The sequence below is a fragment of the Amycolatopsis sp. NPDC051071 genome, assembly GCF_040682875.1.
GTDB lineage: Bacteria > Actinomycetota > Actinomycetes > Mycobacteriales > Pseudonocardiaceae > Amycolatopsis.
Genome location: NZ_JBFBBY010000059.1, coordinates 1 through 25,765 on the forward strand (window position 1 = coordinate 1; position 25,765 = coordinate 25,765).

Consider the following 25,765-nt stretch of genomic DNA (forward strand, 5'->3'; position numbering starts at 1 on the left):
CGGCGTGTCCACACCCCCCCGCCCGCGGGGGGGGGCTAGTGTGCGGGGGGGGTCCTGCACCCCCCCCCGTCCCCCGGGGGGCGCCGGCCGGGTCCGCGGACCCGGCCGGCGGCTGCGCGTACAGCCCGTTGCCGATCATCGTCGTCCTCAACCGAAAACGTAGCCGAGCAGGGCCAGGATCAGGCCGATGGCGTGAGTCTGCATGGTCAGCACACCTCCTCTCCGTGCGTCGCGACCGCGGGGCTGACCGGGATCGCGGGAGCGGTTCCCTGCGTGCTGCCGAGCAACAGCCCGGTGAAGAGCGCGACCATCCCAAGCCAGAAGGCCAGCCGCAGGAGCAGCGAAAACGAGCACATGACCTTCATTCCGACTCCTTGGGTTGGCGTGCTTGGGCAGCACTCGACAACACGGGAAAACCGCTGGTTCGGGTGGTATTCGCCGCGAAATCGTTGCGGCTCAACAAGAATGCGACGCACCGGCGAGGCGCGACAAGGAGTTTCCTGTTTCCTGTATGGGCGGGAAAGGAAAACCGTGAATAACGATCGTCGATATACCGTCGTGACCTGCTGGACACGGGCCGCCGCGCTGACGACTATTGACCACCTGCTTGAACCATCAGGGGAGGACTGTGAACATCAGCGCTGCGGAGCTGGTCGCCGAATTGAAGCTGCTCCGGCGGGGCAGGGGAGTTCCGGCACCTCAGCTCGCCGAACGAGCCGGGCCCGCCTTGCGCGCGGTCTGCCGTATCGACGAGGACGACGAAAACGCGGAGATCAGGAGAAAGACGACCGAGTGCTTGGCTCAGTGGGCCGCGTCGCTGCCCGATGATCTGCGCATCGCCGTGCTGGCCGCGTTCGCGCTGCACGAACTGGCGCGGAACCCGTTCTATCAGGACAGGGTCGGCTGGCTGGCGAAGCAGCTCGAACGGGACGATCGGACGGCGCGACGCCGGATAGACGAAGGAATCGAGCGGCTCGCCGAGGCCGCGATAGCGTCCACAAGCGAATCCGGGGCAGGTGAGCCCGCCTATCCCAGCAGGAGCTGGCACACCGAAGAGTTACGGGTGGCCCTCGCGCTCGATCAGCCCGTGCCGGAGGGCTTCGAGTTCCGACGGATCGTCGCGGACGCCGACGACATCGCCGAACTGGACCTGGCTTTGACGGTGACGAACTCGGCCTACCGCGGGGAATCCATCGGTGACGACGGTCTTCGGGTCGACATCTTCCACGGTGGACTCCTCACCGAACGCGTGATGGAATCCAGCGACCGGGTCGGTCTCGCCTTGCGCTTGCCGACGCCGCTGAACCGGCGGGGCCGCCACGAAATCGCGTTGCGGTTCAGAGCGGACTTCACTCAACCGCATTTCGTCTGTGTGCCCCGGCATCCGGTCGACCTGTTCGACTTGCACATCCGGTTCCCCTGGCCGATGCCCGAGGAAGTCGTGCAAATGGAGCGGGTATTCCAGGACGACGCGAGTGACGACACGACACAAGGGCTCTCCCTGTCGCCGGACGCGTCAGGGGAGATCCACGTCCAGTTCCGGCGGCTTGAGCCGGGCTTCGCCTATGGAGTGCGCTGGAAACACTCGGACCCCACCCTGCCCGGTTCGGTGAGCTGACGTCTCGACGAGGGGCAGGGGAAGCCGGATCGCTCGTTTGGCGGCGATCGCCCTCGCCGACAGTCCGGCATCGGTGCCCAGTGTCGCGACGATGTCGTCCGCGGCGTCGTCGAGGAGTTCCGTGGCACGCCGATAGTCGCCGCGGCCGCCGAAGACGAGCGCGATTGCGAGGTCGAGCCTGCTTTCGAGGGTTTCCGGATGCCGTGAACCCAGCAGCCGGATCTGGGCAGGGAGGAGGTCCTCCATCAGGTCCGCCTGACGGCCGAACTCGCCAAGCTGGCCATGCGCCAGCGCCATGCCATGCCTGATCCGGTAACGCAGCCCGTGCTCTCTTCCGAAGACACGCAGGACGGTCTGTTCGATCGTGCTCAGCTCGGACAACGCCTGTTCCGGCTTGCCCAGCCCCAGAAGTGCGCGAGCGGCCATGGCCGCGACGGTCAGGGTCAGCGGGTTCTCCGAGCCGTGGCGCTTCCGGCAGATGCCTTCGAGTTCACGCAGTTCCGTCGCGGATCGCCGCTCCTCCGGCCGGAGGTCCCGCAAAGCGAGGGTGACCGTCGCCTCGGCCCGCAGCAGCTCGGCTTCGGTACATCGAGGATGGCGCTCTCTGCCCGTGGCGCGAAACGCCGCGACCACCTCCGCCGCGACTTGGCGTGCGCGCTGTGTCCGGTCGTCGAGCAGCAGGGCCCGGACGTATTCGAGCATGGCGGACGGCAGAAGATCGGACGCGGTGTCTCGCAGTCCCGGCAAGATCACGTCGAGCAACGCGATGGACTCCCGGGGGAGCCCGCGCAGGCGAAACGCCTGTGCGGCCGCCACGACCGCGGCGGGCCGATCTTCGCGACGACTCGGGGGCAGGTCGTCGAAAGCCCGCCAGAACATCCGATCGGCGGCGTCGTAGTCTCCTCGGCAGTCGAGCGCCTGTGCGGCGATGAGTCTCGCGGCGTACCGCTCGTCCTCGGTGCCCGCCAGCAGCAGGCCGTGCCGCGCGTGGTCAAGGGCCTCTCCGTAGAGCCCGCAAGCGACTTCGACCCGTGCGGCGGCCGTGAAGTCCGAGTTCGCCGCTCCCTCCGTCGCCAGGATCATGGCGTGGATTTCGCCTGCCGCCTGTGGATCCCGCTGCTTTTCGTGGGCGGTCGCGATCGGGCGCAGCAGGCGTATCCGGTGCGCCGCGGACGCGCGTTCGGCCAGGGTGCGGGCATGTTGGAGGAGGAAATCCCGATAGCGGGCGCGCTCGTCGGAGAGGTACCGGGGCAGTACCGCCGCCGCACGCGCGTGCAGGTCGTCCGGCTCGAGCTCGGCTCTGGCCACTTCCGCCACGAGTGGCTCCAGCCGCAGCCCGCCGTCCACCCGCGAGACGACGCAACGCGCGACCGGCTCGTCGATGGCTTCCGCGATCTCACGTTCGCCGTCGAAGCCGAGAACTTCACCGGCGAACCCGAGTGGAAAGGGAACCGGGGCCAGCAGGCTGCCCAGCCGGACCACCGTGGTGGCGAGCGGGCCGAGCCGCGTGAACAGCTCACGGATCGCCTGTGGCGCGGTTTCCGGGCGGCTGGGATCGTCCACCGCGCCGGGCGAACGCGGACTGGTCACGGCGTTGGCGCGCACCGTGACCGGATGCCCGTCGCAACGGTCCACAAGGCGCAGGGCCGCCTCCCGTTCGGTGTCCTCGGTGTCCTCGTGATACTCGCGGAACAGCTGGAGCCCTTCGTCCGCGGGCAACCCGGCCAGTTCGACGGTGGCGACGTCCCAAGATGAGCGTCCGGTCCGGCCGGTGAGCAGGGTGGACACCTCCGGCGAGGGCAGCAGCAGCCGATCGAGCACATTCGGGGGAAGACCGGGCGGGACGTCGTCGACGAGTACGAGGACCTTCTCCCCGGCGGCGCTGATCCGGTCGGCGACGTGCTCGCGCAGCCGGTCGAGGTCCAGGCCCGAGACGTCGATGCCCAGCCGGTCACCGGCGACCCTCGCCAACGCCAGGTGAAACTGGGAAAGAACCTCCTCCGGCGCGTGATGGCCGAAGGGACCGAGCCTGAGCACGCCGCCGCCGAAGTCGCCGCGGAAGAGGTGGGCGTACTGTTCCGCCAGCACGGTCTTGCCCATCCCCGGCAGGCCACGCAACATCAACGCGCGCCGCGAATGCGTTGTCCTGCGCGGGGAACGGGCGGCTTGGAGTCCATTGTGGATGGCCCAGAGTTCCCGGTGCCTCCCGGCGACGCCTTGTCCGGGCGTGCGATTCCCGGCGCCGAGTGGATGTCCGGCTTCGGCGACCTTGCGCCGGACGCGTTCGACCAGGTCCGGCATCGTCCCCGCGGTCACCGGCCCCGAGAAGAAGTTCGCTCCCGCCAGTTCCGAGAGTGCGATGTGCCCGCTGTCAGGCTCCGGATTGACGACGAGCACCCGATCCGCCGCGAGGCCGTGACGGCGGGCCGCCACGAAGGCCGCGGTCACTTGCCATCGGCACTTGTGGTCCGCCGGGAGGGTACGGGAGTAGTAGGCGAGCACGACCCGTGAGCCGGCGACCGCGTCGGCGAGTTCTCCGGTGACCGGTGCGTCTTCGTCGGCGACAGTGTCGTGGAAGACCCGAAGTCCCGCCGCGCGCAGCGCTTCCCCTAGCTCGGCGACCCGTGCCGTGCCTTCCGGATCGGCTCGGGTGAAACACAGGAAGACGTCGAAACGATTCGTGGTGTGAGCATCGGACAGGCCAGGGTCCGGATCAGTCATCTGCGCGCTCTCCCCGGGTGGCGTTCGCTGGGTGAAATCGGTTCCGCGTCCCGAGTGGATCGGTTCGCCAGCGCAAGGATCGGTGATCGGGGTCGTTTCGCTACCGGTGGCAGCGAGGATGCGGGGAACTGTCCTTGATCTGACCCACCCGTCGAAGGAATCAGCCGGAATGCCAGGGCGAAAGGTATTTTGTCAACGGACAAAACCTGGACAAGAACATACGGACCGCAACGCGGAGTCCCCGTTCCTCGATTACCTGGCATTCGAACCATGAACGCCCGGGAGAAAACATGGGAATCGCCACTGCCACCGCGATGACCACCCTCGACCCCCCGCCGAGGGACGCGGATGTCCAGGGGTACCACACGGTGGAGACGGCACCGCGTCCCGCGGGCCGGATGACGAGAGAGCTGCTCGACCCGCTGGTCGTCGCGGCGAAAACCGGCGACCCGGCCGCGGTCGACGCGTTACTGGCCGTCGTCAAACCTATTCTCGTGCGCTATTGCCGCGCCCGGATGGGGGGCCGCGATCTTTCCTACCTGTCGGCCGACGACGTCGCGCAGGAAGTGTGCCTCGCCGTCTTCAAGATGCTGCCCGCCTATGAAGATCGCGGCGGCTCGTTCCTTTACCTGGTCCGGGCGATCGCGGCCAACAAGGTCGCCGACGCCTTTCGCGCGGTGTCCCGTGACCGGTCCGAGCCGGTGCCCGAGCTCCCGGAACGCGGTCCGGTCACGAACGAACCGGAGAGCCATATGCTCGGTGTCGATCTCGGTGCGCGGCTCGGCAGGCTGATGGCCACCTTGCCGCGGAAACAGCAGGAAGTACTCACGCTGCGGATCGTCGTCGGCTTGACGGCAGGCGAGACCGCGGCGGCGCTCGGGCTCACGCCGGGCAACGTCCGGGTCAAACAGCATCGGGCGCTGATGAAGCTTCGCGAACTGGCGCGGGCGGAGGACGACTTCTGAGGCGCTGTCAGCTCGGCCCCGACTCCGGCGGGAGCACGAGCGGCCGCCCAGCGGGAATGACTTCGCTGGCCGAGCGGCTCGCCGAGCTGACGTCGTCCGGGTGAACGCGGTCCGCTACTCCACCGCGGGGTCGCCCCAGGCGAGCTCGGGGAACCACCGGTGCTCGGTGGTGCCGGGGCGGTACATCTCCAGGCGGAGCTTCAGCACGCCGCTGACGTCGACTTCGATCCTGGCCGGCTTTCCCACCGCCACCTTGGTTTCCGGCGAAGGTTCCCCGTCGAGGAGAAACCGGAAGTAGCCGACCTGAAAGGTCTCGACGGCGTCGTCGAGCACGCCGGCGACCGCGGTCAGCCGCCGGTAGGCCATTCCGAGGTCCACCTCGACGAAGCCGAGCCGTTCCGGCGCCCTCAAGACGACGCTGTCCGCGTAGTGCACATCGCCGATCCGCGCGCCCCCGGTCCGGATCCGCGTGCTGCATGCCCTCCAGTCCATGCCGGTCGCCAGCAGTGTCCGATGAGGCTTGGGAGCACTGGCCGCGCCTCCGCGCCACTCTCCCCGTTCGGGCCGCTGGTGCCGGGCCCGGCCGGTGATCGCGGTCAGCAGATCCGCCACACCCTCCTCGGTGAAGGTGTCGATCGGGTACCTCGTGGTGGAGTACGGGTTGAGGAAATTCGGGATGTCCTCAACGGACTGTCGCGGGAACACGACCGGGAGGATCCGCTTGATCTCCCGGCCCAGGTTCTCGGTCAACCGGTCCCGGATCCGCGCCGCCTCGAACTGCGACCCCCGCCCATCGTCCGCGGCCACCCTTCCCTCGGCCCGGCGCTTGTATTCCGGCGAAGCGATGACGACTACGAAATTCGCGGTATCGAGGTGTTCCAACGCCCATAAAGACCAGTCGCGACGACTGTCGTCGTCCCATTGATCAAGGTGCACCTCCAGGCCGATCTGGCCGTGCAGGAATTCGGCGAACCGGCGGACCCGATCCTTGTGCTCCGGCGAATCATGTGCGTATGTCACAAACACCTTCGGTGCTTCGTTGTCGGTCATCGGCACTCCTTGGGAAATAGGGGTTCCCGGCTACTCGGGTGAGAGGCATTCTTGACCACCGGCCGGAAGTGTGCACCCTTTGCCGCTCGCTTGTCACCTTTCTGTCTTTTTCGGCTTCCCGGATGTCCATGACATCTTCGCCGTCGAAGGCGTGTCCAGTTTTTGTCGTGTTTCTGTACCTTTTTCGAGGGGGTCGTCGACCCTACGATCGCTTTGTCCGGAAGGTCGGCGGGTGAAGGGTCAAGGGCGCTCGTGTACGAGTACCACGTGTTCATCAGCTATCAGCGCAGCAGCCCGACCGTTCCGGTCTGGGTACGCAACCACTTCTACCCGCGGCTCCGGGAACTGATGGACGACCTGGTCGACTATGACGTGAAGATATTTCTTGACGATCAGGTTCCCGTTGGCGGTGAATGGCCGGAATTGGCGCGGGAAGCACTGCGGCGCGCACGGATCCTGATCCCGGTGTGCTCACCGAAATACTTCAACGATGAATGGTGCATGGCGGAGTGGCGTTCGATGGAGAAGCGGGAGGCGCTCGTCGGGACCGGGACGCGGGAGTGGCCGGGGCGGCTGATCTATCCCGTGATCTTCAGTGACTCGAAGAACTTCCCCGAATTCGCTCATCAGCGGAGGATGCGGAGCTTGAAGACCTGGAACCTGCCTTATCCGCACTACCAGAACACGGCCGAGTACATCGATTTCCACCGTGAGATGGAGCGGGTGGTGGAGGAGCTCGTCGAGATCATCTCGCAGGTGCCCGAGTGGTGTTCGGAGTGGCCGGTGGAGGAAGCCGCCCCCGTCCTGCCGAAACCGTCGAAGCTGCCGAGGTTCTGACCCATGCCGGGAACCGTGGTCACCTTCTACTCCTACAAGGGCGGCGTCGGGCGGAGCTTCGCGCTGGCCAACGTCGCCGTCCTCCTCGCGCGGTGGGGACATCGGGTGCTGTGCCTGGACTGGGATCTCGAGGCACCCGGCCTGGACGCCTACTTCCGGCCGATGATGAGCGCGGATCCCGTCGGCGGGGTGGTGGATCTGGTCGACGACTTCCGGGCGAACAGGTTCCGCCCCCGCGCGCATACGACCAGGCTGACCGGCGTCCGGCAGCTCGACGTCATCGCCGCGGGCCGCGCCGACGCCGAGTACGCTGGCCGGATCCAGGCGATCGACTGGGAATCCCTCTACCTGCAAGGATTCGGCGACTACCTCGAGCGCTGCCGGGAACAATGGACGGCGGAGTACGACTACGTCCTCCTCGACAGCCGGACGGGTATCTCTGACATCGGAGGCATCTGCACCGCGCACCTCCCGGACCGGCTCGTCGTCCTGTTCACGGCGAACGTGCAGAGTATGAGAGGCGCGGTCGACATCGCCGAACGAGCCGATGTGGCCCGCGATCTCCTGCCCTACGACCGGCCGCAGCTGACCGTCCTGCCCGTGCTGTCCCGATTCGACGCCCGCGAAGAGTACGCGCGGTCGGTGGAGTGGCGGCGTGTCTGCCTCGAGGAGACCAAGGCGCTCTTCGGCAACTGGCTCGACCGCGAGGTCCCACCCGAACTGATGTCGCGTCACCTGACGCTGCCCTACGTGTCCTACTGGACCTTCGGCGAAGAGCTCCCGGTCATGGAAGAACAGAGCCCGACGGCGGATCAGATCAGTTTCGCACTGGAAACGGTGGCGGCGGTGATCGCGCACGACTTCGACCGGACGGAACTGCTGGCCGAGAACCGGGACGCCTACGTCGCCGCGGTCCGTACCGAGAAGCGCACGTTCATCCATGACGTCCGGGTCAGCACCCCGAGGCCGACCCGGCCGCTCGCCGACGAACTCAGGAAATACCTGGGAGAACTGGGTGTCCGGTCCGTGTTGTCGTTGTCCGGGGAACGATCACTGCTGGAAAGGACCGAGGACGATGCCAGGCATCTCTGCCTGATCGTCGACGGGGAGGTCAGCCGGTGGCAGTCCGCCGAGGTCGAGCTGTTCCTGCACCGGACCCTCGGCCAGGACCGCCGGGTCATCCCGGTGCTCACCGAGGACACGGATCCGAACGCGCTGCCGGGCTATGTCGGCAACCTGCGGTATCTGCACTTCGGCCAGACCCGCGGCCCGGTGGAGGTCGCCAGGAGCCTGGTGGATCAGCTCAGCGGGACCACCGCGCTGGTCGAACCGGGAGAGTACGACGTCGCCGGCGCGCTCCGGCAGGCGGCACGAGCCCGGCTGCGTCCGCTCATGTGGGGACTGGTGGACGAGATCGTCGCCGAGCTCCAGATCGTGATCGGCGCCGGCGAGAGCGGGCGCGTCCAGGAACTCGCCGAGGACCTCCTGCTCGCGGTCCGGGTCCGGTCGTCCGACGCGGAGCCGAACGCGCGGGTGGTCGCGCCGCTCGGCACCCGCGCGGCGATCGACTGGACCGTGCGGATCGTCGAAGCCCGAGCGGAGCGGCACGGATTCAGTGGATTTCTCGATCAGTAATGCCAGGAAAACCAGCTGTGGAAGGATCTCGGATGACGGATCGATTGGGACAGAAGCAAACCGCGGCGATGCTCGTGCTGATGGTGATCGCGCGTGAGATCTCCAACCCGGAGTTGCGGGGGATCGTCGGCTTCGCGCTCGACGGCAAGGAACGGCGTGAGCTCAACGACCTCGATCTGGTCGCCAGCGAGCAACGCGGACGTCCCTACTTCCACGAGCTGACCGAACGCGGCTGGGCTTGGTGTGAAGAAGAGCTGAGCGAGGGGGAGGCGCCGCCGCCCCGGGGGAGTCTTGGCAGCGCGCTCTACGTCCTGCTCGGCGGGCTCGGCAGGCATCTCCGGCGGGAGAAGCTTCGGTTGGCCGACCTCTTCATGCCGCAGGTCGAGCTGACCACCGACGAGATCGAGAGCCGGATCCGCATCGCCTACCGCAAACTGTCGCGCAGTCCCCGCGACTGGGTCGGGCTGGTGGACCTGCGGCCGATGCTCGGCGAAGCGTCCACTGTGGACGTCGACGCGGTGCTGAAAGAGCTCAGTCGTTCGGGACAGGTGCATCTGGTCCCGGAATCGAACCGCAAGACCCTCTCCGCCGCCGATCACGCCGCGGCCGTCCGTATCGGCGGTGAGGACAACCATCTGCTCTCGATCGAGGCGCCGTGATGGACCCGCAAACGGCACTCGCGGCCCTGCGGTTCGACTGGGCCGACACACCCGACCATGTGTGGCGCGATTCGCCGTACCACGTGGACGGTCTGCACGCCGAGGTGCTGGCCTCGGCGAACGCGGGTATCCGGGCCGCCGCCGCCAGTGACGGACCGAGCCCGATCGGCCTTGTCCTGCAAGGACAGAAGGGGGTCGGCAAGACACATTTGCTCGGTCTCGTCCGGAAGCAAGCCCATCAGGCCCGTGGTTACTTCTTCCTCAACGACCTCACGGCGGGTGACGCGTTCTGGGAGAACACGGCGGAGGCTCTACGCCGGGGATTGTCCAGGCTGGACGAGGCTGGCGTGCCGCAGCTCACGAGTTTTCTTCGAAGGGTCTGTCTTCGCGCCCGTGTCGACGCACAGGTCACCTCGAAGATCTTGAACGGGCGCGGCGTTTCGAGAAACGATCTCGACGCCTTCGTCGAAGGGGTGAAAACCCTCGATCGACAAGTCGCGAGGGACTGTGCCGACACGGCGCGGGCCCTCGTGTTGTACGCGAGCGAGGACTCGAAGAAGAACTACGTCGGAGACGACTACCTCGGCGTTTTCCCGGAATCGAAGACCGGCGACCGGAAGAAGTGGGGGATCCGGTCGGAGCCCAAGTCCGCGTTGACGCAGGTGAAGAACATCACGAGGCTGCTCGCGCTCACCGGGCCGATCGTGGTCGCCGTCGACCAGCTGGACACCCTGGTGGCCCGGTCCACGGTGGCGACACAGCGAATCCAGGACAGTCACGAGGAGGTGCTGCTGGTCGCACAGATCGCCGATGGCCTGATGGGGCTGCGGGAAGTGACCAGCCGGACCATGACGGTCCTCGCCTGCTTGCCCGGTACTTGGGCCCTGCTCAAGGAGAAGGCCGCGGACACCGTCCCCGATCGGTTCCGCGAGGCCCTGATCCTCGGCCGGGTCACCGACGCCGAGGTGGGCAGGGCACTGGTCGCGAAGCGCCTCGGAGTCGCCTACTCCGCGATGAAGTTCGCGCCGCCGCACCCCACCTGGCCGGTGGCGCCTTCGGCCTTCGAAGGCGGTTGGGACGAGCTGACCCCGCGAGAGATCTTGAAACGGATCGGCGCGCATATCGAGACCTGCCTGCGGACCGGCCGGATCACCGAGCTGACCGCGTTCGACGAGCAGAGGGCGCGCCCGGCGGCGGTAGCGCGTCCGGCGATGGCCGCCGATCGGTTCGCGGAACTGGACAAAAGGTTCGAGGAACTGCGGTCCACCGCCGATCCGTCCGCGTTGCGTGACAAGAACACCGAGGACAAGGCCATGCCGGCTTTGCTGCACGCGGCGCTCCGGGCGTGGATCACCGAGAACGGCAACGACGGAATGGAATGGGGCTGCGAAGCCAAGAACGATCGGAACGAGCTGCACGCCAGGCTCACCCGTACCGTCGACGAGGCGTCCGACCTCGAAGAGCACTGGGCCTTCCGTGCGATCGCGGCACCACATCACCTCGCGGTACTGCATCGCTTCCGGAAGGCGCGGTCCGCGGCCGGACTGCGGAAAGGCGTGGACAACCGCCATCTCATCCTCCTCCGGAACTCGTCGTGGTCGCCGGGTCCGACGACCCAGAAGGAACTCGGAGAGTTCCTGGCCGCGGGTGGGCGGCATCTGCCACTGTCCGATTCGGACACCCGGACGTTCTGGGCGCTCGACAACATGTTCACCGAAGGGAGCCGCGAACTCCACGAGTGGCTCGTCGACCGGCGCCCCGCCGGCCGGTCGGACCTCCTGTCCGCCGTTCTCCCCGAGCCCCTTCCGCACTCTGTCACGAAGCAAGGCCCCGGCGGGGCCCCTCCGCTGCCCGCGGACGGGGAGATCACCCTCGGCACCGCGGTCGACACCGGGAAACCGGTCCGGATCGACCTGGCGGCGTTGCGTAAACACGCCGCGATCTTCGCGGGATCCGGTTCCGGGAAAACCGTTCTGCTGAGACGGATCGTGGAAGAGTGCGCGTTGCAAGGGGTCTCGGCGATCGTGCTGGATCCGAACAACGACCTCGCCCGGCTCGGTGACGCCTGGCCGGAGCCGCCATCGGCGTGGGCGCCGGAAGACGCCCAGCTCGCCAAGCGATACCTGGCGGAGACGGACGTCGTCGTCTGGACCCCGGGGCGCGCCACCGGCAGGCCGCTCGCGTTCCAGCCACTGCCCGATTTCGCGGGTGTGCTCGATGACGAGGACGAGTTCAACGCGGCCGTCGAAGTCGCCGTGGCCACGCTCGCCCCGCAGGTCCGGCTGACCGGCAGCACGGCGAAGACCGACATCGGGCTGGCGGTACTGCGGCAGGCGGTCGTGCACCACGCCCGCACCGGGTCACGGAGTCTCCCGGAACTCATCGAAGTCCTCGAAGATCTGCCTGACGGCGTCAGCACTTTGAACGACGGGAGAAGAGTGGCGGCCGCCTTGGCCGAGTGGCTGAAAGCCGCCATGGTCAACGATCCTCTTCTGGCAGGCGGCGGTAAACCGGTCGATCCGGGTCTCCTGCTCGCCCCAGGGGAAGGGAAGCGAGCGAGGGTTTCGGTCATCAGTTTCGTCGGCCTGCCGTCGGAGGGGCAGCGGCAGAACTTCGTCAACCAGCTCCAGATGGAACTTTTCGCCTGGGTCAAACGGAATCCGGCGGGGGAGCGGCCGCTCGGCGCACTGTTCGTGATGGACGAAGCACAGACTCTCGCGGCGTCTGGCACCCTCACGGCCAGTACCCGCAGCACCATTGTGCTCGCGTCGCAGGCGCGGAAGTACGGTCTGGGCCTGCTGTTCGCCACGCAGGCACCGAAGGGGCTGCACAACCAGGTCGTCGGCAACGCCATGACGCAGTTCTTCGGCAGGCTCAACAGTCCCGCCCAGATCGCCGCGGCCAACGAACTCGCCAGGGCCAAGGGCAGCCCCGTCGACGACATCTCCCGGCTGGAACGCGCCCAGTTCTACGTGGCGGGGGAGGAGTTCGGATTCCAGCAGGTGACCACGCCGTTGTGTCTCACCCATCATCCGGCCAGCCCGCTCCGCATCGAGGAGGTGCTCGCTCGCGCGCGTGGAGAAGCCGAGTGAAACCGCAAGCCGTACACCTCATCAACTGTGCTCGCTGGGAAGGATTTCACACCATGGCAGGGATCTTCATCAACGCCCGGGTCGATGACGGACAGGACCGCACCTGCGGTCTCGACCGGAGTTTGAGTCATGTCTTCGGCAAGGAAGCCGACGCCACCGTCATGGTGGTGCCGATCGGAGCAGGCTGGACGGCTGATCTTGACGACGGCGTCCGGCAGCGGATCGCCGAAGCACTGCGGCTCGGGACGACGGTCGTCCCGGTGCTCACCGACGGCGCCGCCATGCCGTCCGAGAGCGACTTGCCGTCCGACCTCGCCGGGCTCGCCGGCCTGCGGTTCCGCAGGCTCGGCAAACGGACCGCGGAACAGGACATCGCGAGCCTGATCACCGAACTGATCCGGGTCGCGCCGGAGCTCGGGATCGGTGTCGTCAAAGGCCTCGAAGACCTGACGGAGTGGCTCGATTCCTGGCGGCACGCGACGAATCCGGTGCTGCCCGCACAGTTGCCGGTGCTGGGCCGCGAGCGTGAGGTGGACCGCTTGTGCGCTTGGCTGGACGCCGAGCCGTCGGTCCTGCCCGTGTACGCCGGCAGCCGCACCGAGGCCGCGGCCTTCGTGGCGACCGCGCTGGCGGCGCACCGGCCCGGAACGCGGGCCGTGCGCGTATCGAGTGAGGAGGGCTGGCGGCATTGCCGCGGCCTGAACGCTCCCTTCGTCGCCGTGGTGGACGGCCCCGCCGTCGAGCCGGGGGACGTCACCGCCGGCCACGTCGTCGTGGTGCGGACCACGCCGGACCGCACCGGCGGCGATCTGCTGGTGCTGCCCGGAATTCCCCGCGACAAGGCGGCCGAGACGTTCGCCGCGGCCGGTGTCCCGCTCGCGGACGCGGTCTCGTATGCGGATCAGGTCCGGCGGAGTTTCGGCAGCCTGCGCCGTCGGCTCAGCGTGGCCGACGATCTCCCGAAATGGGTGAATCCGCTGGAGCGCGATCTCGCCGCGCCTCTTCTGCTGATCGGCCGGTGGACGGCGGATTCGCCGCAGGACCGGGACGAGATCGCGGTGATCGCCGGCCGGGAGGTCGACGAGCTCGACCGGTTCTTCGCCAGCTCCGAGCTCGGTGACGACCCGCTGCTGGTCCGGTCCGGCGGCCGATCGCGGCTGGCGGATCCGCACGACGCCTGGTCGCTCCTCCATGGGCGGCTGAGCGCGCAGGACCTGAGGCGCTGGCACGAGGAAGCCGTCAAGGTGCTCTCGGAGCCGGAGCGGACGTGGTCGCCGGAACTGCGGCGGGGGCTGGCGCAGAGCGCGGCGCTGCTGGCGTCGGAAGGCGAGACGACGCTCGCCGACGGTGTCACCTGCGCCGACCACGCCGCCCGTTTCGTGCGGGAGTTGCTGGGGCGGGCCGACTGGCAGTCGCTCGACGATGTCTTGCCCCTGCTGGCCGAAGCGGCTCCTCACGAGTTCCTCGGCGCCGTCGACCGTGCGCTGACCAGTGATCCTTCTCCGCTGCTGAGCACGTCGCGCGGCTTGATCGCGGCGTTGGAGTCGGTGTGCTGGCTGGACGAAGCCCTGCCGATGGTCGTCTCCATCCTGGCCGAGCTGGCGCGAGGAACGGGGGAGCGGCCGCTCGAAGCCCTGGTCACGCTCGTGCAGCCGTGGCATCCGTATCTGGAGCTGCCGGACGGGCAGCGGACGGCCTTCGTCAAGGCGATCGGCCGCCGGACCCCGGAGGTCGGCTGGCGGCTGGTGCTCGCGTTGCTCGGTGGCCCGGAAGGACATCTGCTCACGAGCCCGCAGCGGCCCCAGGTCCGTCTGGAATGGACGGTCCCGGCGCCGGCAGCCACCGGTCCCGGCGAGTTCCAGGACGAACTCGTCACCGCGGCGCTGGCCGCGCTGGAAGAACGCCCCGAACGATGGTGCGAATTCTTCGAGCAGCGGCCGGAGTTGACCACCTCGCAATGGGACCGGGTCGTGGAGGACCTCACGCGACTGGACACCGACCGGCTCTCGGCGGATGCTCGGTTCCGCCTGTGGGGCCGCCTGACCGGGTTGACCGCCGAGCACCGCCACTACGCCGGTGCCGAATGGGCACTGCCGGAAGATTTGTTGCAGTGGCTGGACTCCTGCGCCGAAATGATCGAGCCCGCGGTCAACCCGAGGCGGCACGTCCTGCTGTTCGGCCGTCACCCGTATCTGGAGGACGGCGACTCTCTCGATCCCGAAGCACTCAAGGCCGAGATCGACCGCCTCCGCCGCGAAGCCGTCGGTGGGGTGCTGCGTGAACACGGCGTCGCGGGACTCGCCGTCCTCGCCGCCGAGAGCGCACAACCCCGGCTGGTCGGCGTCACCGCGGCACAGGCGGCGGGCGAAGACGTCCAGGAAGACGCACTCGCCGTTCTGGGCAGGGACGAATGGGCGTCCGGCTGGGCCGCCGAGATGGCGCGATCCCAAGGCGAAGAATGGTGGCAAGAGGTCGCGACGCAGCTCAAGGGCCAGGACAGTCTTGTCGACTTCCTCCTGGCAGTGCCCGCGTCGGCCCTCCTCGATTCCGTCGATGACGCGGTCCACGAGGACTATTGGGCCCGCGTCGCCCCTTGGCCGCTTCCCGAGGGGCACGAACTGGCGTTCGTCACGCAACTCGCGCGGCGGCGCCCGTGGGCGGCGGTCAAGGCCCTCGCGCTCGGCGTGTGCGCCCCCGAGCCACTGTCCCCGCCGGCGTCCCTGCTGGAAGACATCCTGCTCCAGGCGTCCGCGGACGGTGTCGAGAGGCCCGACCGCAACGCCGTCGCACAGGTGGGTCCGCTGCTGGACCACCTGGTGGAGGCCGGGGGATCGGACGTCGCGGTCGCGCGCCTGGAACTGCGGTACCACTCGGCGCTCAAGCACCGCCGGACCCCACAGAGCCTCCAGCGGATCCTCGCCGAGAACCCGGTCGCGTTCGTCGATCTCTACACCCGGATCCACCCCGCGGACGACGCCTCCCCACGCGTCGAACTGGTCGATGCGTGGTTCGCGATCTTCGAACTGCGCACCGTGCCAGGTGACTCCGACGCCTCCGCCCTGAAAGCCTGGGTCGCGCGCGCCCGAGCCGAGTTCGCAGAACGCGGCCGGGCCGAGTCCGGCGACCGAGCGATCGGCACCGTACTGGCGGGCACCTCCGTCCACCCGGATGGCTGGCCGCCCGAACCGATCCGGGACGTCCTGGACGTCGCCGACGGCGGGCACCTCCGTGAAGGGTTCGCCCTCGGCATGACCGCCCAGAACGGCGACCCGCAAGACCTCGCCCGCTGGGCGCGGCGGATCAACGTCGGCTGGCCGAGGGTCGCCGCACTCCTGCGCTCGCACGCCGACGACCTGACCGTCCGGCGGTAACACTGCGGAGGGGCCGAGCCGCCCACTCGGCCCCTCCGTACTGTAGTTATCCTGTCGCTCTCAGCACTTATTGCCGCTTGACCTGCTGGTTTAGGCGGCGCTTCGAGGCCGTCAGGCTGCCCGACGGTAACCGATCATCGTCTCAACGTGAGCCCTTGTGACGATACGTACCCCCCTGATTGGAGCCTATCAGGCGACGTATACTCTCTTCATCAGCAAGTCCGAGTGGCGGAATGGCAGACGCGCTAGCTTGAGGTGCTAGTGTCCTTAACGGACGTGGGGGTTCAAGTCCCCCCTCGGACACATATTCCTGGTAGATCTCCCAGAGCACAGAGTAATCGGCCCGCTACGGCGGGTCTTTCTTGCGTTCGCAGGACTGCCGGTTCAGTTAGGCTGATCTTGGTCGCGCCCTCCCCGCGTGCAGCACGCAGGGGAGGTATGTCATGAGCCGTCTTGTCGTGCCTCTGTCACTTCCCACCCGGGTAGCCGCACCTGTACTGGCCCAGGCGTCGCCGTCGGCCCCGGTTCCGCTCGGTTTGCCGTCGTTGCGCGTGCTCGGCACGAGTGGCGGGCCGCGGCTGTCGATCGCGGTGATGGACGCCGGTGGTCGCCTGCAGAAGCGTGGCGCCGTTGCGGCGCTTGGCTGGAACGCGGGGGACAGGCTCCTCATCACTTTGGTCGGCACGTCGGCGGTGATCCACCGGCGCCCGGACGGCGTATTCGTCATGCCCCGCAAGCCTTATGTCGCCCTGTCGGCCCCGGTTCGCAAGGTGTGCGGTGCTCACGCGGGCAGCCGCATGCTCCTGGTCGCCGACGCTGCCCACGACGCTCTCGTCGTCCATCCCGAAGCCGCCGTGCAGACGATGCTGCGCGCCTTCCACACCACTCTTGCCGCCGCCGAGGAGGCATCATGACCACGCCCGCTACCCGGCAGGACTTCGATGCGGCACGACTGCTGCTGTCGCCTCGGTGTCGACCCCGCCGATTTTGTCGCCGCTGCGGCACCGGCCTGCACCCGAGTCGGCGCGGCGCCCTATGCCGACAATCCGCGAATGGAGTCCCGTCGTCGCGGCTCTGGTCTCGCCCAGTACGGCCCGTTCCCACGGGTCCTACTGGGCCAAGGCCGACAGGCGAGGCCGGCGATGTGTGGATCCCGAGCCGGAGGGTACCCGCCTGGAAAGATCGCTCCAAAACCGATTCAGGAGGCCGAGGCAGATATGGGTGACTACCGGAAATCGATCACCGTTGATGCGCCACCGGCGCGCTTGTTCACCTATCTGTCTGACGTGCGGAATCTACCGAACTACATGCCTCGCCTGACCTCCGCCAAACCACTCGAAGGGGACAAGGTCGAAGTCACCGCCCACATCGACCCGGCCGACGGCCCTGAACAGGACGTCGAAGGCGAAGCCTGGATCCATGTCCTTGAGGAGGGGAAATCCCTGGAATGGGGCGCTCCGGGCCCTCACGACTACCACGGCCGCCTCCACATCGGGCCCGGCGACACGGAGAATGCCGCCACGCTCGCCGTCGAACTGCACACTGAGCACGCCGAAGGGGAACAAATCAACCAGGCGTTGGAAGAAACCCTTTCCGGCATTAAACGAGCCGCAGAACACGGCTGAAGACGTGTGCCCGCACCCGGTTTCAGCTGTTCCTGACGCGGTATCGGCCTACCTTAAGGATTTCCCCGGGCCATAGAGTTTGATCCAGGGATGGTGATCTGCGAGCAGACCAGCGTAGGTTTCATCGCCGTCGGGACGCGATAGCACAGCATGTCCAAGACCGGCGGGACAGATACCGAGCTGACCAAGGGTTCGCTAAACCGGCAATCAGTTTAGGAGATCTTCGCTATGCCAGCTCTCACCCGTGTGCTCGGCGGGGTCACGGCCGCCTACAGCGCCGCACTGATCGTCGCGCCCAAACTGCTGGCGAAACCGAGTGGGCTGACAAGCCCGACTGGCGAGGTCCCGGCTCCGGTCCGAACCCTCATCGCGGCCATCGGTGCCCGGGACACCGCGATCGGCGTAGCCATGATGCTCGCGCCGGAAGGCAGGCCGTTGCGGGTGGCACTGGCAGCGCGGGTGACAGCCGATGCGGCCGACGCCGCAATCTTCGGCCTGTCGCTCGCGGACAAGTCCGCGCGAGCGAAGATCGGCGGGTTCGCCGCCGGCTGGGCAGTCCTGTGCGCCTTGTCCGGGCTACGGCGATGACCGCACCTGAGGACGTACCCGGTCTTGAGGCCGGTGGCTCCGTCGCTCCCGGCGACACACCGCCCGACGCAAGGCAGACTCCCGGCCTGTCACACCCGCAGCCGATCCCTCGCGGACCGGCCTGATCATCACGCTTATCGTGATCGGGTTTGTGGTGGCCGGCATCGCTGGCTTCTCTATCTTCCGCGGGCTGGACCCTCTTTGACGTTCTACGATGTTGTACCAAAGAGGGCCGGTCGCCGCCGTTGCCATGGAGTGAATCAGCGACGGCGACGACCGGCGGGACGCCGCTGCCCTCGGCGTCCTCCAGCGGCGGATCGTCCGAATCCGCCGCGGTCGAGGAAAGGTGACCGCGGCGGCCGCTGAATCCAGGTCACACGCCGGGTGATTCGTGTGACCCAGCCGGTACTAGTTCTTGTTGGTGCCGGGGTCAGGACCTTGTCGATGACGAAGACGGTGGCGTTCTTGGTGGGACGTTGCCGCACAGGATCTTGGCGCCGTTGACGGTCATGTTCTCGCCGGAGCCTTCGATTTTGAGCGGGCCACCGGCGGTGTCGCGGCCGGTCGCCAGAACCATCCGCGCGCCATTCACTACCTCGACGGTGAAAGCCCAGCAGTATTTTTGACCACCTGCACCTTTTCCAAGTGCCACTGGACGCGAGCGCGCAAGTCTGCCTACGGCAAACCATCACCAGCGTGTCGCGCCGAGTCCAGTCGCGTGCGATCTCGGTTCCAGCCGCGAAGTGATCCGTGGTAAGCATGCCGGGTCCGGGACCGTTACAGGTCAGCCCCCGACCTCCTTGCTCACACCACTTGGTCCGTCGTAGGTCCGATCCGGAAGATTGCGAACTACTTCCAACGTGTCCTCATCGGCACCATTCTGCTCGGCGGCGCGAATCAAGTCGTCGCGGTTCGCCGGATAGTCGACCCCTGCCAAGTGTTTCTGGAGTTCAATCGGATTCGTATCGCTCACGTGAGGCTCCTTCCAGGCTGAAACCATCGGCTACCCGGATTCGCGGCCCCCAAACACCGGGTCGCGGCTCAAAACCACCCATGCTTTGCCGAGCTCGCAGCGGAACCGCAGCGTGACCCAGACGATCGCCGCCGGTGTGCGTCGGCGATTTGCGCACCGTCGTCGACTGGATCACCGCGTCCCAGGCGTGAGCCCTGCAGTCAATTCGCGGATCACATCGACGGACACCACGCCGCCAACCTGCACCGCTTCGCCGAGCACCTGAATTGTGGCCTTCGCCCAGCGCCACGGCAGAGTCACACAGTGCTGCCCTACTCGGCCAGCTTTCTGAGACAGGCGACCCGCACCGCACCGTGTTAATGATCGATCACGCGCCCCGCGTATCCACGGCCTGACCGGAATTCCGGTCAATCCTCTCGCCGTCTTCTGAATCGCGGGTCGGAGAAGCGCGCCATCGTTCCTTCGGAGACCACGCCGGCGTGAGACCGGTTTCGGGGCGATTGCCCGCTTCGGAGCCGGAGAATGGTCGACCGGCCAGCAGGTAAGGGGCTCTGGGCGTAGTTTTGCCCCATGATCGGTCGACCGGGCTGGATCGCACTGTCGGGTGCTGTAGTGGCCTTTGCGGCTTTCGTTGCCCCGGTGGTCATACCCACTTCATTCGACGACTACCGCAAGACAGCCGTCCAAGCGGCACAAGACGCGCTTGGCCAGGTTCGCACCGTCGCCTTGGTCGTGGAGGCCGCCCGTGATGGACGGACGCTGAAACCTTACGTTTCGCAGGTTTTCTGGCAGTCGAGAGAAGCACTGGGCACGGCGCAAAAAGAGATGGCCGCGGAGGAAGTACCGGACGCGCGGGCCAAAAGTGTCGAAGCGCAGATCGTCCCGCTGTTGGCCGCGTCGATCCGGCAAGTGAACGCGGCCGAGATCACGCTGGACGATGATGTGACCGCCGCCGGGACCGCGGTGCGGGAGCTTACTGATCTGGGTGATCAGCTGGCTGTTTTCGTGGGCCGGTACCGATGAAACGCCTCTTCGCGATCACCCTTGGGATTCTCACCGCGATCGGCGGATTCGTCGACATCGGCGATCTGGTCGCCAACTCCGAAGCAGGAGCGCGGTTCGGACTGCGATTGGCGTGGGTGGTGGTCGTCGGCGTCGTCGGGATCTGCGTGTACGCGGAGATGGCGAGCCGTGTCGCCGCGGTCAGCCGCCGCCCGGTGTTCGACCTGATCCGGGAGCGGCTGGGCGCCAGGATCGCGTTGGCGAATCTCGTCGGCTCTTATCTGATCACGTTGCTGACGCTGGGCGCGGAGATCGGCGGTGTCGCGCTGGCCCTGCACCTGGCGAGCAGCGTGCACTACCTGCTGTGGGTTCCGCTCGCCGCGGCCGCGGTGTGGGTGGTGCTGTGGCGGGTGAAGTTCGAGAACCTGGAACGATTCTTCGGGTTACTCGGGCTTACCCTGGTCGTGTTCGTGGTCGCGTTGTTCACGCTGAACACCGACTGGGCCCGGTTGGGATCGGAACTCACCAGCGGCCCACCGGACACGGAGAACTGGGCCACCTATGGGTATTTCGCGATCGCGTTGTTCGCGGCCGCGATGACACCCTACGAGGTGTTTTTCCTCTCCTCCGGCGGCGTCGAGGAGAACTGGACCCGCAAGGACCTGGTCACCGCCCGGGTCAACGTCTTCGTCGGCTTCCCTTTGGGTGGTCTTCTGTCGCTGGGCGTCATGGCGTGTGCCGCGGTGGTGTTCGAACCCCTGTCGGTCTCCGTGGACAGTATCGGGCAGACGACTCTTCCCGTGGCCATGGCGCTGGGCAAGGTCGGGCTGGCGATCGTGATCATCGGGGTGTTCGCGGCAACCTTCGGTGCGGCATTGGAGACCGGACTGTCCAACGGTTACACCATCGCGCAGTACTTCGGCTGGGAATGGGGCAAGCGGGTCGCACCGCGGCAGGCGGCGCGTTTTCACACCGTGGTGCTCACCAGCGTCGTCCTGGGTGCCGCCCTGCTGCTGACGACAGTGGACCCGGTCGAACTCACCGAGTACTCACTGGTGTTCTCCGCGGTCGTCCTTCCGCTGACCTACCTGCCGATCTTGATTGTGGCCAATGACCGCGACTACCTCGGCGACCAGGTCAACGGGCCGATACGCAACCTCCTCGGAGTCACTTATTTGGTCGTCATCCTGATCGTCGCCATCGCCGCTATCCCTCTGATGATCATCACCGGAGCAGGCCAATGACGCCACACCGGCACCGACCCGATCCACTGCGAGTCGACTTCCACCTCCTCGACCGTCAGATCATCGATCCGGCGGGACAGAAGATGGGCAAGGTCGACGACGTCGAATTCGACGTTGACGAGCACGGCCGGACCACCATCACCGCTTTGCTCATCGGCCAACAGCCACTCGGCGAGCGGATCGGAGGACGGCTCGGGCAGTGGATCTCGGCCCTCGCCCACCGCATGCGCTCCGATAGCGACCCAGGCCCGCTCCGCATCCCCTTCGACGACGTGATCGAAGTGGACAGTGAGATCACTATCGGCCTCCGCCGTGAACTCTTCGACACCCCGCCCTTGGAACGCTGGTTGCGCGACCGGATCATCGGCCGGATCCCCGGAGCCCGCGATGCGCGCAAGTGAACTGCTCGGCCGGGTGGCCTACGACCAGGAGGGGCATCGTCTCGGCAAGATCGCCGATCTCCTCACCGAGGCGGGCCCGGACGGTACCCACCAACTCGTCGCCGCCCTCGTCACACCAGGCCACCGCGGCCGGCTCCTTGGCTACGAACGACCCGGCATCAACGCGCCCTGGCTCATCAATCGTCTCGCCGCCGTCCTGCATCGCGGAGCCCGAGAAATTCCCTGGGCCGACATCCGCCTCGACTCCCCGTCAGAACAGTGACGAACGCACCGGACACTTGCCTGCGGACGTGAGCACCGCGAGGCCACCCGGCTCGGTGCTGTGATCCAGGAACGCGAACGTGAGATCGAGCTGCTCGGCCTGCAGGTCACCACACCCACACCCGAGTGACCCGGCGGCTGGCTCATCGGCTCCACCGCCGGGACCGGCTCCGACGCCTGGATCGTGCCCTTCGACCTGCGCTCCACCCCGGACCCGGTGTGGCGCGACCGTACCGACACCGCACTCGCACAACTCCACGTCGACCCGCCGCCGCGGCGCAGGACCCGCCCGCCGCCCGGGTTCACCCCTGCCCGCCCCAGCACCTGGATGCCACTCGCCACCGACGGCGACACCGGCGGTGGGGCGCAGCGACAACCGTCTGCGAAGCAACTCATCATCTGTGCCGCCAGCAGAACCTTCGGTGCGCCCCGCGCTGGCCTCGACCACGAACCCGGCCACCTGCCGTCCTTCACAAGTGCGCGGCTCCCTGTTGTCACCCGGCGAGGCGAACCGCGGGCCGGACCAGGGCGCGGATCACGTCCGCGATGCGTGCACCGGCTTTCCCATCACCGAACGGCGAGGGCAGGTCGGCCAGGCGGGCGCGGCGGTCGTTGTCGGCCACCCAGTCCAGGCCGATCGCGGTGATGTCGTGCCGGGCGACCGCTCGGCCGAAATCCTTCAACGCCTCCGGCTGCTCCGTCGACCGTCGCACGACCAGAGCCGGCCGCTTCAGGACCGTCGCCTCCTCTTGCACCGCGCCTGAGTCGGTGACCAGCAGCCCGGCGTGGGCGGCCAGTGCCAGGAAGTCCGAGTGCCACAGCCGGTCCACCACCCGCAGGCCCATGTCTGACGACAGCACGCCGACGCGCTCGATCGTTACCGCCGTCCGCGGGTCCGCAGGCACCACGACCGGGTGACCGGCGTCGACCAGGCCGGCCAGCTGGTTCATGATCTCGAACAACGCCTCCTCGTCGTCGACGTTCTCCGGGTGGCCGATCGTGGCCAGTACGTACCGGTCTGGCTCCAAGCCCCACCGGCGCACGACGGCGAGCCGGTCCGCCTCCGTCATGAGCCGGTGGTGCACGGCCTCGACCGCGGTGCTGCCGGTCAGCCGGACGTCTCGCCCGCCGAGCTTTTCGGCCCGCAGGTTGTCGACGTTGGCCGCGGTCGGCGCGCACAGCACCTGGGAAGCGTGGTCGAGCAGCACCCGGTTCTGCTCGTCGGTCGAGTCGAACTCGTGGCTGCGCACTCCGGCGCCCAGCCGCACCAGAGGAATGCCGTTGGCGTTGGCGGCCAGTGCGCCGGCGAGCGCGGCGTCGGACGCGCCGTGCACGACCACGGCGTCCGGGCAGTCGGCGGCGAACATCCGGGCCAAGTGCTCCATTGCCACCGCGATCGAGCAGTTGCGGTCGTGTGGTGCTGATGGTGGCCGCCGGTCCGCGCGCATCACCCGGGCCGCTTGGTCCAGCCCGGCGAGCACCGGGGCGAGTTCAAAGACCTCCGCCCGGTCGCCAAGGACCACGGCGACGCCGCCGGGACGCGGCGCCGGGATCGGAGCCCGCCGGTGAGGGGTGGCGGTCCGGCGGGCGGGGCGCTCCGTGTGTTGCAGGATTGTGGTCATCGTTGCCTCCAAAGAATCGGTCCTCTGCAGGTAACTTCCTCCGACGGGCCGGGCGCGTCGTCTCGCGGTGACGGTCCGCGCCGTTTTGTGGACCGAGGTTGACGCGTCATCCGATCGTGGCCGCGCGAGTCGCCGGGCAACGGCCGTGTTGCTTGCATTGTGTGAGTGGTGCAACGTTGGCAGCAGTTGTTCCGCTCACGCCGGTCACGTGACGTGATGGTGGCGCTGGTGATCGCCGGTCCGGCTGCGGTCGGGTTGTCCACTGGCCTGCACCGCGTGGCACCCACGCCGACACCGGCCGCCTTCGCAGCCATCTCGGCGCTGTGCGCGGTCGTGGTGGCAGTGTGGCGACGGGAGTTCGACTGGGTGGCCACGGCAGCCGCGTGCGCCACGTTCGCCTTGACCGACCTGCCTTACGCGATCTACGTGATGACCTACTCGCTCACCAGACGACGCAGGTGGCCGCTCGCCGCCGCGGGTATGGCACTGCTGTTGGTCTGGTCCGCCCATCAAGCGCTGTTCGAACAGGCTCTCGGCGCCGGAAGCCAGTTCGGGTTCGAGCCCAGCCTGCCCGCGAACGGCCTCAACGGCCTGGTCTACTGGGCGCTCGCCGCGGTCGCGCCGTTCGTCATGGGACTGGCCAAGAACAGCCTGGAGGAGGCGTTGGCCGAGCGCGAGCGGCACGCCGTGCAGTCCGCGGAGCGGCAGCAGCGGCTGCGGGAGAGCACGCTGCGGGAACGCGGTCTGATCGAGCGGGCGCGGCTGGCGTCGTTGATGCACGACGGCGTCGGTCACCACGTCAGCGTGATGGCGACCACGGCGGGCGCGATCAGCGTCGACGCCGCCGCCACCGAGTCGATCAGACAGCGCTGCGAGCTGATCGTCGAGGTCGGCAGGGAAGCCATTGTGCAGCTCGGCGAGGTGCTCGATGTGCTGTCCACCCCGGACGTGGTCGGCGACGAGGCGAGGTTCGGCACCGCCGACGTCGACAGCCTGGTGCGGGACTACCGGTCGCTCGGCGTGGATGTGTCCTGCGAGGTCGACGAGTCCGCCGACGAGTGCGACCCGGCCACCGGGGATCTGTGTTACCGCATTGTCCGCGAAGCGTTGAGCAATGTGCTGCGCCACGCCGGTGAGCCGCGCGCCGACGTCCGGCTCACCTGCGCGAACGGGGGTGCGCGACTTACCGTGACGAGCCCGCTCGCTCCGCGGAACCGGCCCTCCCTGCCCGGCACGGGCCGCGGCCTGCGCCTGCTCGCCGAGGAAGCGGCGCTGGTGAGCGGCAGCCTCACCGCCGAGCCGGCGGTGGACGAGAACCGCTTCGTGTTATGCGCCCACCTGCCGCCGCGCGATGGCGACAACCCTGTGCGACGATCGGCGTCATGATCAAGGTGCTCGTCGTCGACGACCAGGCCCTGATCCGCGCCGGGACGATGGCGATTCTGGAATCCGCGCCGGACATCGAGGTGGTCGGCGAGGCTGGCGACGGCGCCGAGGCGGTCGCGGTCTGCCGCGAGCAACGACCCGACGTGGTGCTGATGGATTTGCGGATGCCCAAGGTGGACGGCGTGATCGCCACCGCCCAGTTGAAGAAAGACCCGGATCCGCCCCTCGTTCTGGCGCTGACCACTTTTAACGACGACCAGCTGATGATCGACGCGCTCACCGGCGGCGCGGACGGATTCCTGCTCAAGCAGCTCACGCCGAAGGACCTGATCAACGCGATCCGCGCGGTGCACGGCGGCGCGTCGGTGCTCAACGCCGAGATCGGCCGCCGGATCCTGCGGCGCCTCTCGGGCCCCGCCCCTGCCGCGCCGACCGCGTTTCCGGACGCCGCCGAACGGCTCGACCTGCTCAGCGAGCGGGAGCGCGAAGTGCTGGGCCAGGTCGGCCTCGGCCTGAACAACGCCGAGATCGCCGAACATCTGTACATGAGCGTGTCCACGGTCAAGACCTACGTGTCCCGCACCCTGACCAAGCTCCAGTTGAGCAACCGGGTGCAAGCCGCGCTGCTCGCCAGCCAGCTGCGGTTAACGCCCGGCGATCAGCCCCCACGGTGACGCGGGACGAGGGCGCAGGGCACGGTCTGGGTGGCTTCGCC

22 protein-coding genes, 1 tRNA gene and 1 pseudogene are annotated in these 25,765 nt (G+C 67.7%); 18 read left to right on the forward strand and 6 right to left on the reverse strand.

The window, feature by feature from the left end; translation table 11 throughout:
- Window positions 1-206 precede the first annotated feature (206 nt).
- Window positions 207-365 (reverse strand): hypothetical protein, encoded by a 159-nt coding sequence (locus tag AB0M65_RS20140; RefSeq protein ID WP_364029357.1) that lies wholly within the window; start codon window positions 363-365, stop codon window positions 207-209.
- 263 nt (window positions 366-628) lie between these two features.
- On the opposite strand from AB0M65_RS20140, the gene AB0M65_RS20145 reads away from it, so the two are divergent.
- On the forward strand, window positions 629-1,618 hold the full coding sequence (locus AB0M65_RS20145; protein WP_364029359.1) for a hypothetical protein: 990 nt from the start codon (window positions 629-631) through the stop codon (window positions 1,616-1,618).
- On the opposite strand, the gene AB0M65_RS20150 is transcribed toward AB0M65_RS20145, so the two are convergent.
- Entirely contained in the window at window positions 1,517-4,339 is a 2,823-nt protein-coding gene (locus AB0M65_RS20150) for a toll/interleukin-1 receptor domain-containing protein (RefSeq protein WP_364029361.1), read from the reverse strand. The two genes, AB0M65_RS20145 and AB0M65_RS20150, sit on opposite strands and share 102 nt — an antisense overlap.
- A gap of 290 nt (window positions 4,340-4,629) precedes the next feature.
- Here AB0M65_RS20150 and shbA point away from each other — a divergent pair, with 290 nt between their 5' ends.
- Window positions 4,630-5,304 carry an RNA polymerase sigma factor ShbA gene (gene shbA / locus AB0M65_RS20155; RefSeq protein WP_364029363.1) on the forward strand — a complete coding sequence of 225 codons (675 nt, stop codon included), beginning with the start codon at window positions 4,630-4,632 and terminating at the stop codon, window positions 5,302-5,304.
- 114 nt (window positions 5,305-5,418) lie between these two features.
- Here shbA and AB0M65_RS20160 read toward each other — a convergent pair whose 3' ends face one another.
- Window positions 5,419-6,354, reverse strand: a complete 936-nt coding sequence (locus AB0M65_RS20160; RefSeq protein WP_364029365.1) for an SEFIR domain-containing protein — start codon at window positions 6,352-6,354, stop codon at window positions 5,419-5,421.
- A gap of 252 nt (window positions 6,355-6,606) precedes the next feature.
- On the opposite strand from AB0M65_RS20160, the gene AB0M65_RS20165 reads away from it, so the two are divergent.
- The 10 genes from AB0M65_RS20165 (at window position 6,607) to AB0M65_RS20210 (ending at window position 18,286) form a co-directional block, all read left to right on the forward strand.
- Window positions 6,607-7,191: a TIR domain-containing protein gene (locus AB0M65_RS20165; RefSeq protein ID WP_364029367.1), complete on the forward strand. Its 585-nt coding sequence runs from the start codon at window positions 6,607-6,609 to the stop codon at window positions 7,189-7,191.
- A 3-nt stretch (window positions 7,192-7,194) separates the two neighbouring features.
- Window positions 7,195-8,826 carry a hypothetical protein gene (locus AB0M65_RS20170; RefSeq protein WP_364029369.1) on the forward strand — a complete coding sequence of 544 codons (1,632 nt, stop codon included), beginning with the start codon at window positions 7,195-7,197 and terminating at the stop codon, window positions 8,824-8,826.
- Window positions 8,827-8,858: 32 nt separating this feature from the next.
- The gene (locus AB0M65_RS20175) at window positions 8,859-9,485 is read left to right on the forward strand and encodes a hypothetical protein (protein ID WP_364029371.1); all 627 of its coding nucleotides are present in this window, start codon (window positions 8,859-8,861) and stop codon (window positions 9,483-9,485) included.
- On the forward strand, window positions 9,485-12,577 hold the full coding sequence (locus AB0M65_RS20180; protein ID WP_364029373.1) for a DUF87 domain-containing protein: 3,093 nt from the start codon (window positions 9,485-9,487) through the stop codon (window positions 12,575-12,577). Before AB0M65_RS20175 ends, AB0M65_RS20180 begins: the two co-directional genes overlap by 1 nt.
- Window positions 12,578-12,630: 53 nt before the next feature.
- Window positions 12,631-15,948 carry a hypothetical protein gene (locus AB0M65_RS20185; protein WP_364029375.1) on the forward strand — a complete coding sequence of 1,106 codons (3,318 nt, stop codon included), beginning with the start codon at window positions 12,631-12,633 and terminating at the stop codon, window positions 15,946-15,948.
- Between the two features lie 219 nt (window positions 15,949-16,167).
- A tRNA-Leu gene (locus AB0M65_RS20190) sits at window positions 16,168-16,251 on the forward strand.
- A gap of 140 nt (window positions 16,252-16,391) precedes the next feature.
- Window positions 16,392-16,862, forward strand: coding sequence for a hypothetical protein (locus AB0M65_RS20195; protein WP_364029377.1), 471 nt, complete (start codon window positions 16,392-16,394; stop codon window positions 16,860-16,862).
- Window positions 16,863-17,165: 303 nt separating this feature from the next.
- On the forward strand, window positions 17,166-17,573 hold the full coding sequence (locus tag AB0M65_RS20200) for an SRPBCC family protein (protein WP_364029379.1): 408 nt from the start codon (window positions 17,166-17,168) through the stop codon (window positions 17,571-17,573).
- 228 nt (window positions 17,574-17,801) lie between these two features.
- Window positions 17,802-18,161: a hypothetical protein gene (locus AB0M65_RS20205; RefSeq protein WP_364029381.1), complete on the forward strand. Its 360-nt coding sequence runs from the start codon at window positions 17,802-17,804 to the stop codon at window positions 18,159-18,161.
- Complete coding sequence (locus tag AB0M65_RS20210) at window positions 18,158-18,286, forward strand: DUF6480 family protein (protein WP_364029383.1); 129 nt, start codon at window positions 18,158-18,160, stop codon at window positions 18,284-18,286. Before AB0M65_RS20205 ends, AB0M65_RS20210 begins: the two co-directional genes overlap by 4 nt.
- Before the next feature lie 300 nt (window positions 18,287-18,586).
- On the opposite strand, the pseudogene AB0M65_RS20215 reads toward AB0M65_RS20210, so the two are convergent.
- Together AB0M65_RS20215 and AB0M65_RS20220 are read right to left on the reverse strand one after the other, a co-directional pair.
- A pseudogene (locus tag AB0M65_RS20215) lies at window positions 18,587-18,717 on the reverse strand (fasciclin domain-containing protein); the annotation flags it as partial.
- A 228-nt stretch (window positions 18,718-18,945) separates the two neighbouring features.
- Window positions 18,946-19,134: a DUF2795 domain-containing protein gene (locus AB0M65_RS20220; RefSeq protein WP_364029385.1), complete on the reverse strand. Its 189-nt coding sequence runs from the start codon at window positions 19,132-19,134 to the stop codon at window positions 18,946-18,948.
- 570 nt (window positions 19,135-19,704) lie between these two features.
- Here AB0M65_RS20220 and AB0M65_RS20225 point away from each other — a divergent pair.
- Genes AB0M65_RS20225 through AB0M65_RS20240 form a run of 4 tightly spaced genes read left to right on the forward strand, consistent with a single transcriptional unit; the run spans window position 19,705 to window position 22,043 of the window.
- On the forward strand, window positions 19,705-20,157 hold the full coding sequence (locus tag AB0M65_RS20225) for a hypothetical protein (protein ID WP_364029386.1): 453 nt from the start codon (window positions 19,705-19,707) through the stop codon (window positions 20,155-20,157).
- Entirely contained in the window at window positions 20,154-21,380 is a 1,227-nt protein-coding gene (locus AB0M65_RS20230) for a divalent metal cation transporter (protein WP_364029388.1), read from the forward strand. The genes AB0M65_RS20225 and AB0M65_RS20230 overlap by 4 nt, the downstream gene beginning before the upstream one ends.
- The gene (locus AB0M65_RS20235; RefSeq protein WP_364029390.1) at window positions 21,377-21,781 is read left to right on the forward strand and encodes a hypothetical protein; all 405 of its coding nucleotides are present in this window, start codon (window positions 21,377-21,379) and stop codon (window positions 21,779-21,781) included. Before AB0M65_RS20230 ends, AB0M65_RS20235 begins: the two co-directional genes overlap by 4 nt.
- Window positions 21,768-22,043, forward strand: a complete 276-nt coding sequence (locus AB0M65_RS20240; protein ID WP_364029392.1) for a PRC-barrel domain containing protein — start codon at window positions 21,768-21,770, stop codon at window positions 22,041-22,043. The genes AB0M65_RS20235 and AB0M65_RS20240 overlap by 14 nt, the downstream gene beginning before the upstream one ends.
- 493 nt (window positions 22,044-22,536) lie before the next feature.
- Here the strand turns inward: AB0M65_RS20240 and AB0M65_RS20245 are convergent, their stop codons facing one another.
- Complete coding sequence (locus tag AB0M65_RS20245; RefSeq protein ID WP_364029394.1) at window positions 22,537-23,664, reverse strand: UDP-N-acetylglucosamine 2-epimerase; 1,128 nt, start codon at window positions 23,662-23,664, stop codon at window positions 22,537-22,539.
- 165 nt (window positions 23,665-23,829) lie between these two features.
- Here AB0M65_RS20245 and AB0M65_RS20250 point away from each other — a divergent pair, with 165 nt between their 5' ends.
- Together AB0M65_RS20250 and AB0M65_RS20255 are read left to right on the forward strand one after the other, a co-directional pair.
- On the forward strand, window positions 23,830-25,050 hold the full coding sequence (locus tag AB0M65_RS20250; RefSeq protein WP_364029396.1) for a histidine kinase: 1,221 nt from the start codon (window positions 23,830-23,832) through the stop codon (window positions 25,048-25,050).
- Entirely contained in the window at window positions 25,047-25,724 is a 678-nt protein-coding gene (locus AB0M65_RS20255; RefSeq protein WP_364029398.1) for a response regulator transcription factor, read from the forward strand. Before AB0M65_RS20250 ends, AB0M65_RS20255 begins: the two co-directional genes overlap by 4 nt.
- Window positions 25,725-25,765 lie beyond the last annotated feature (41 nt).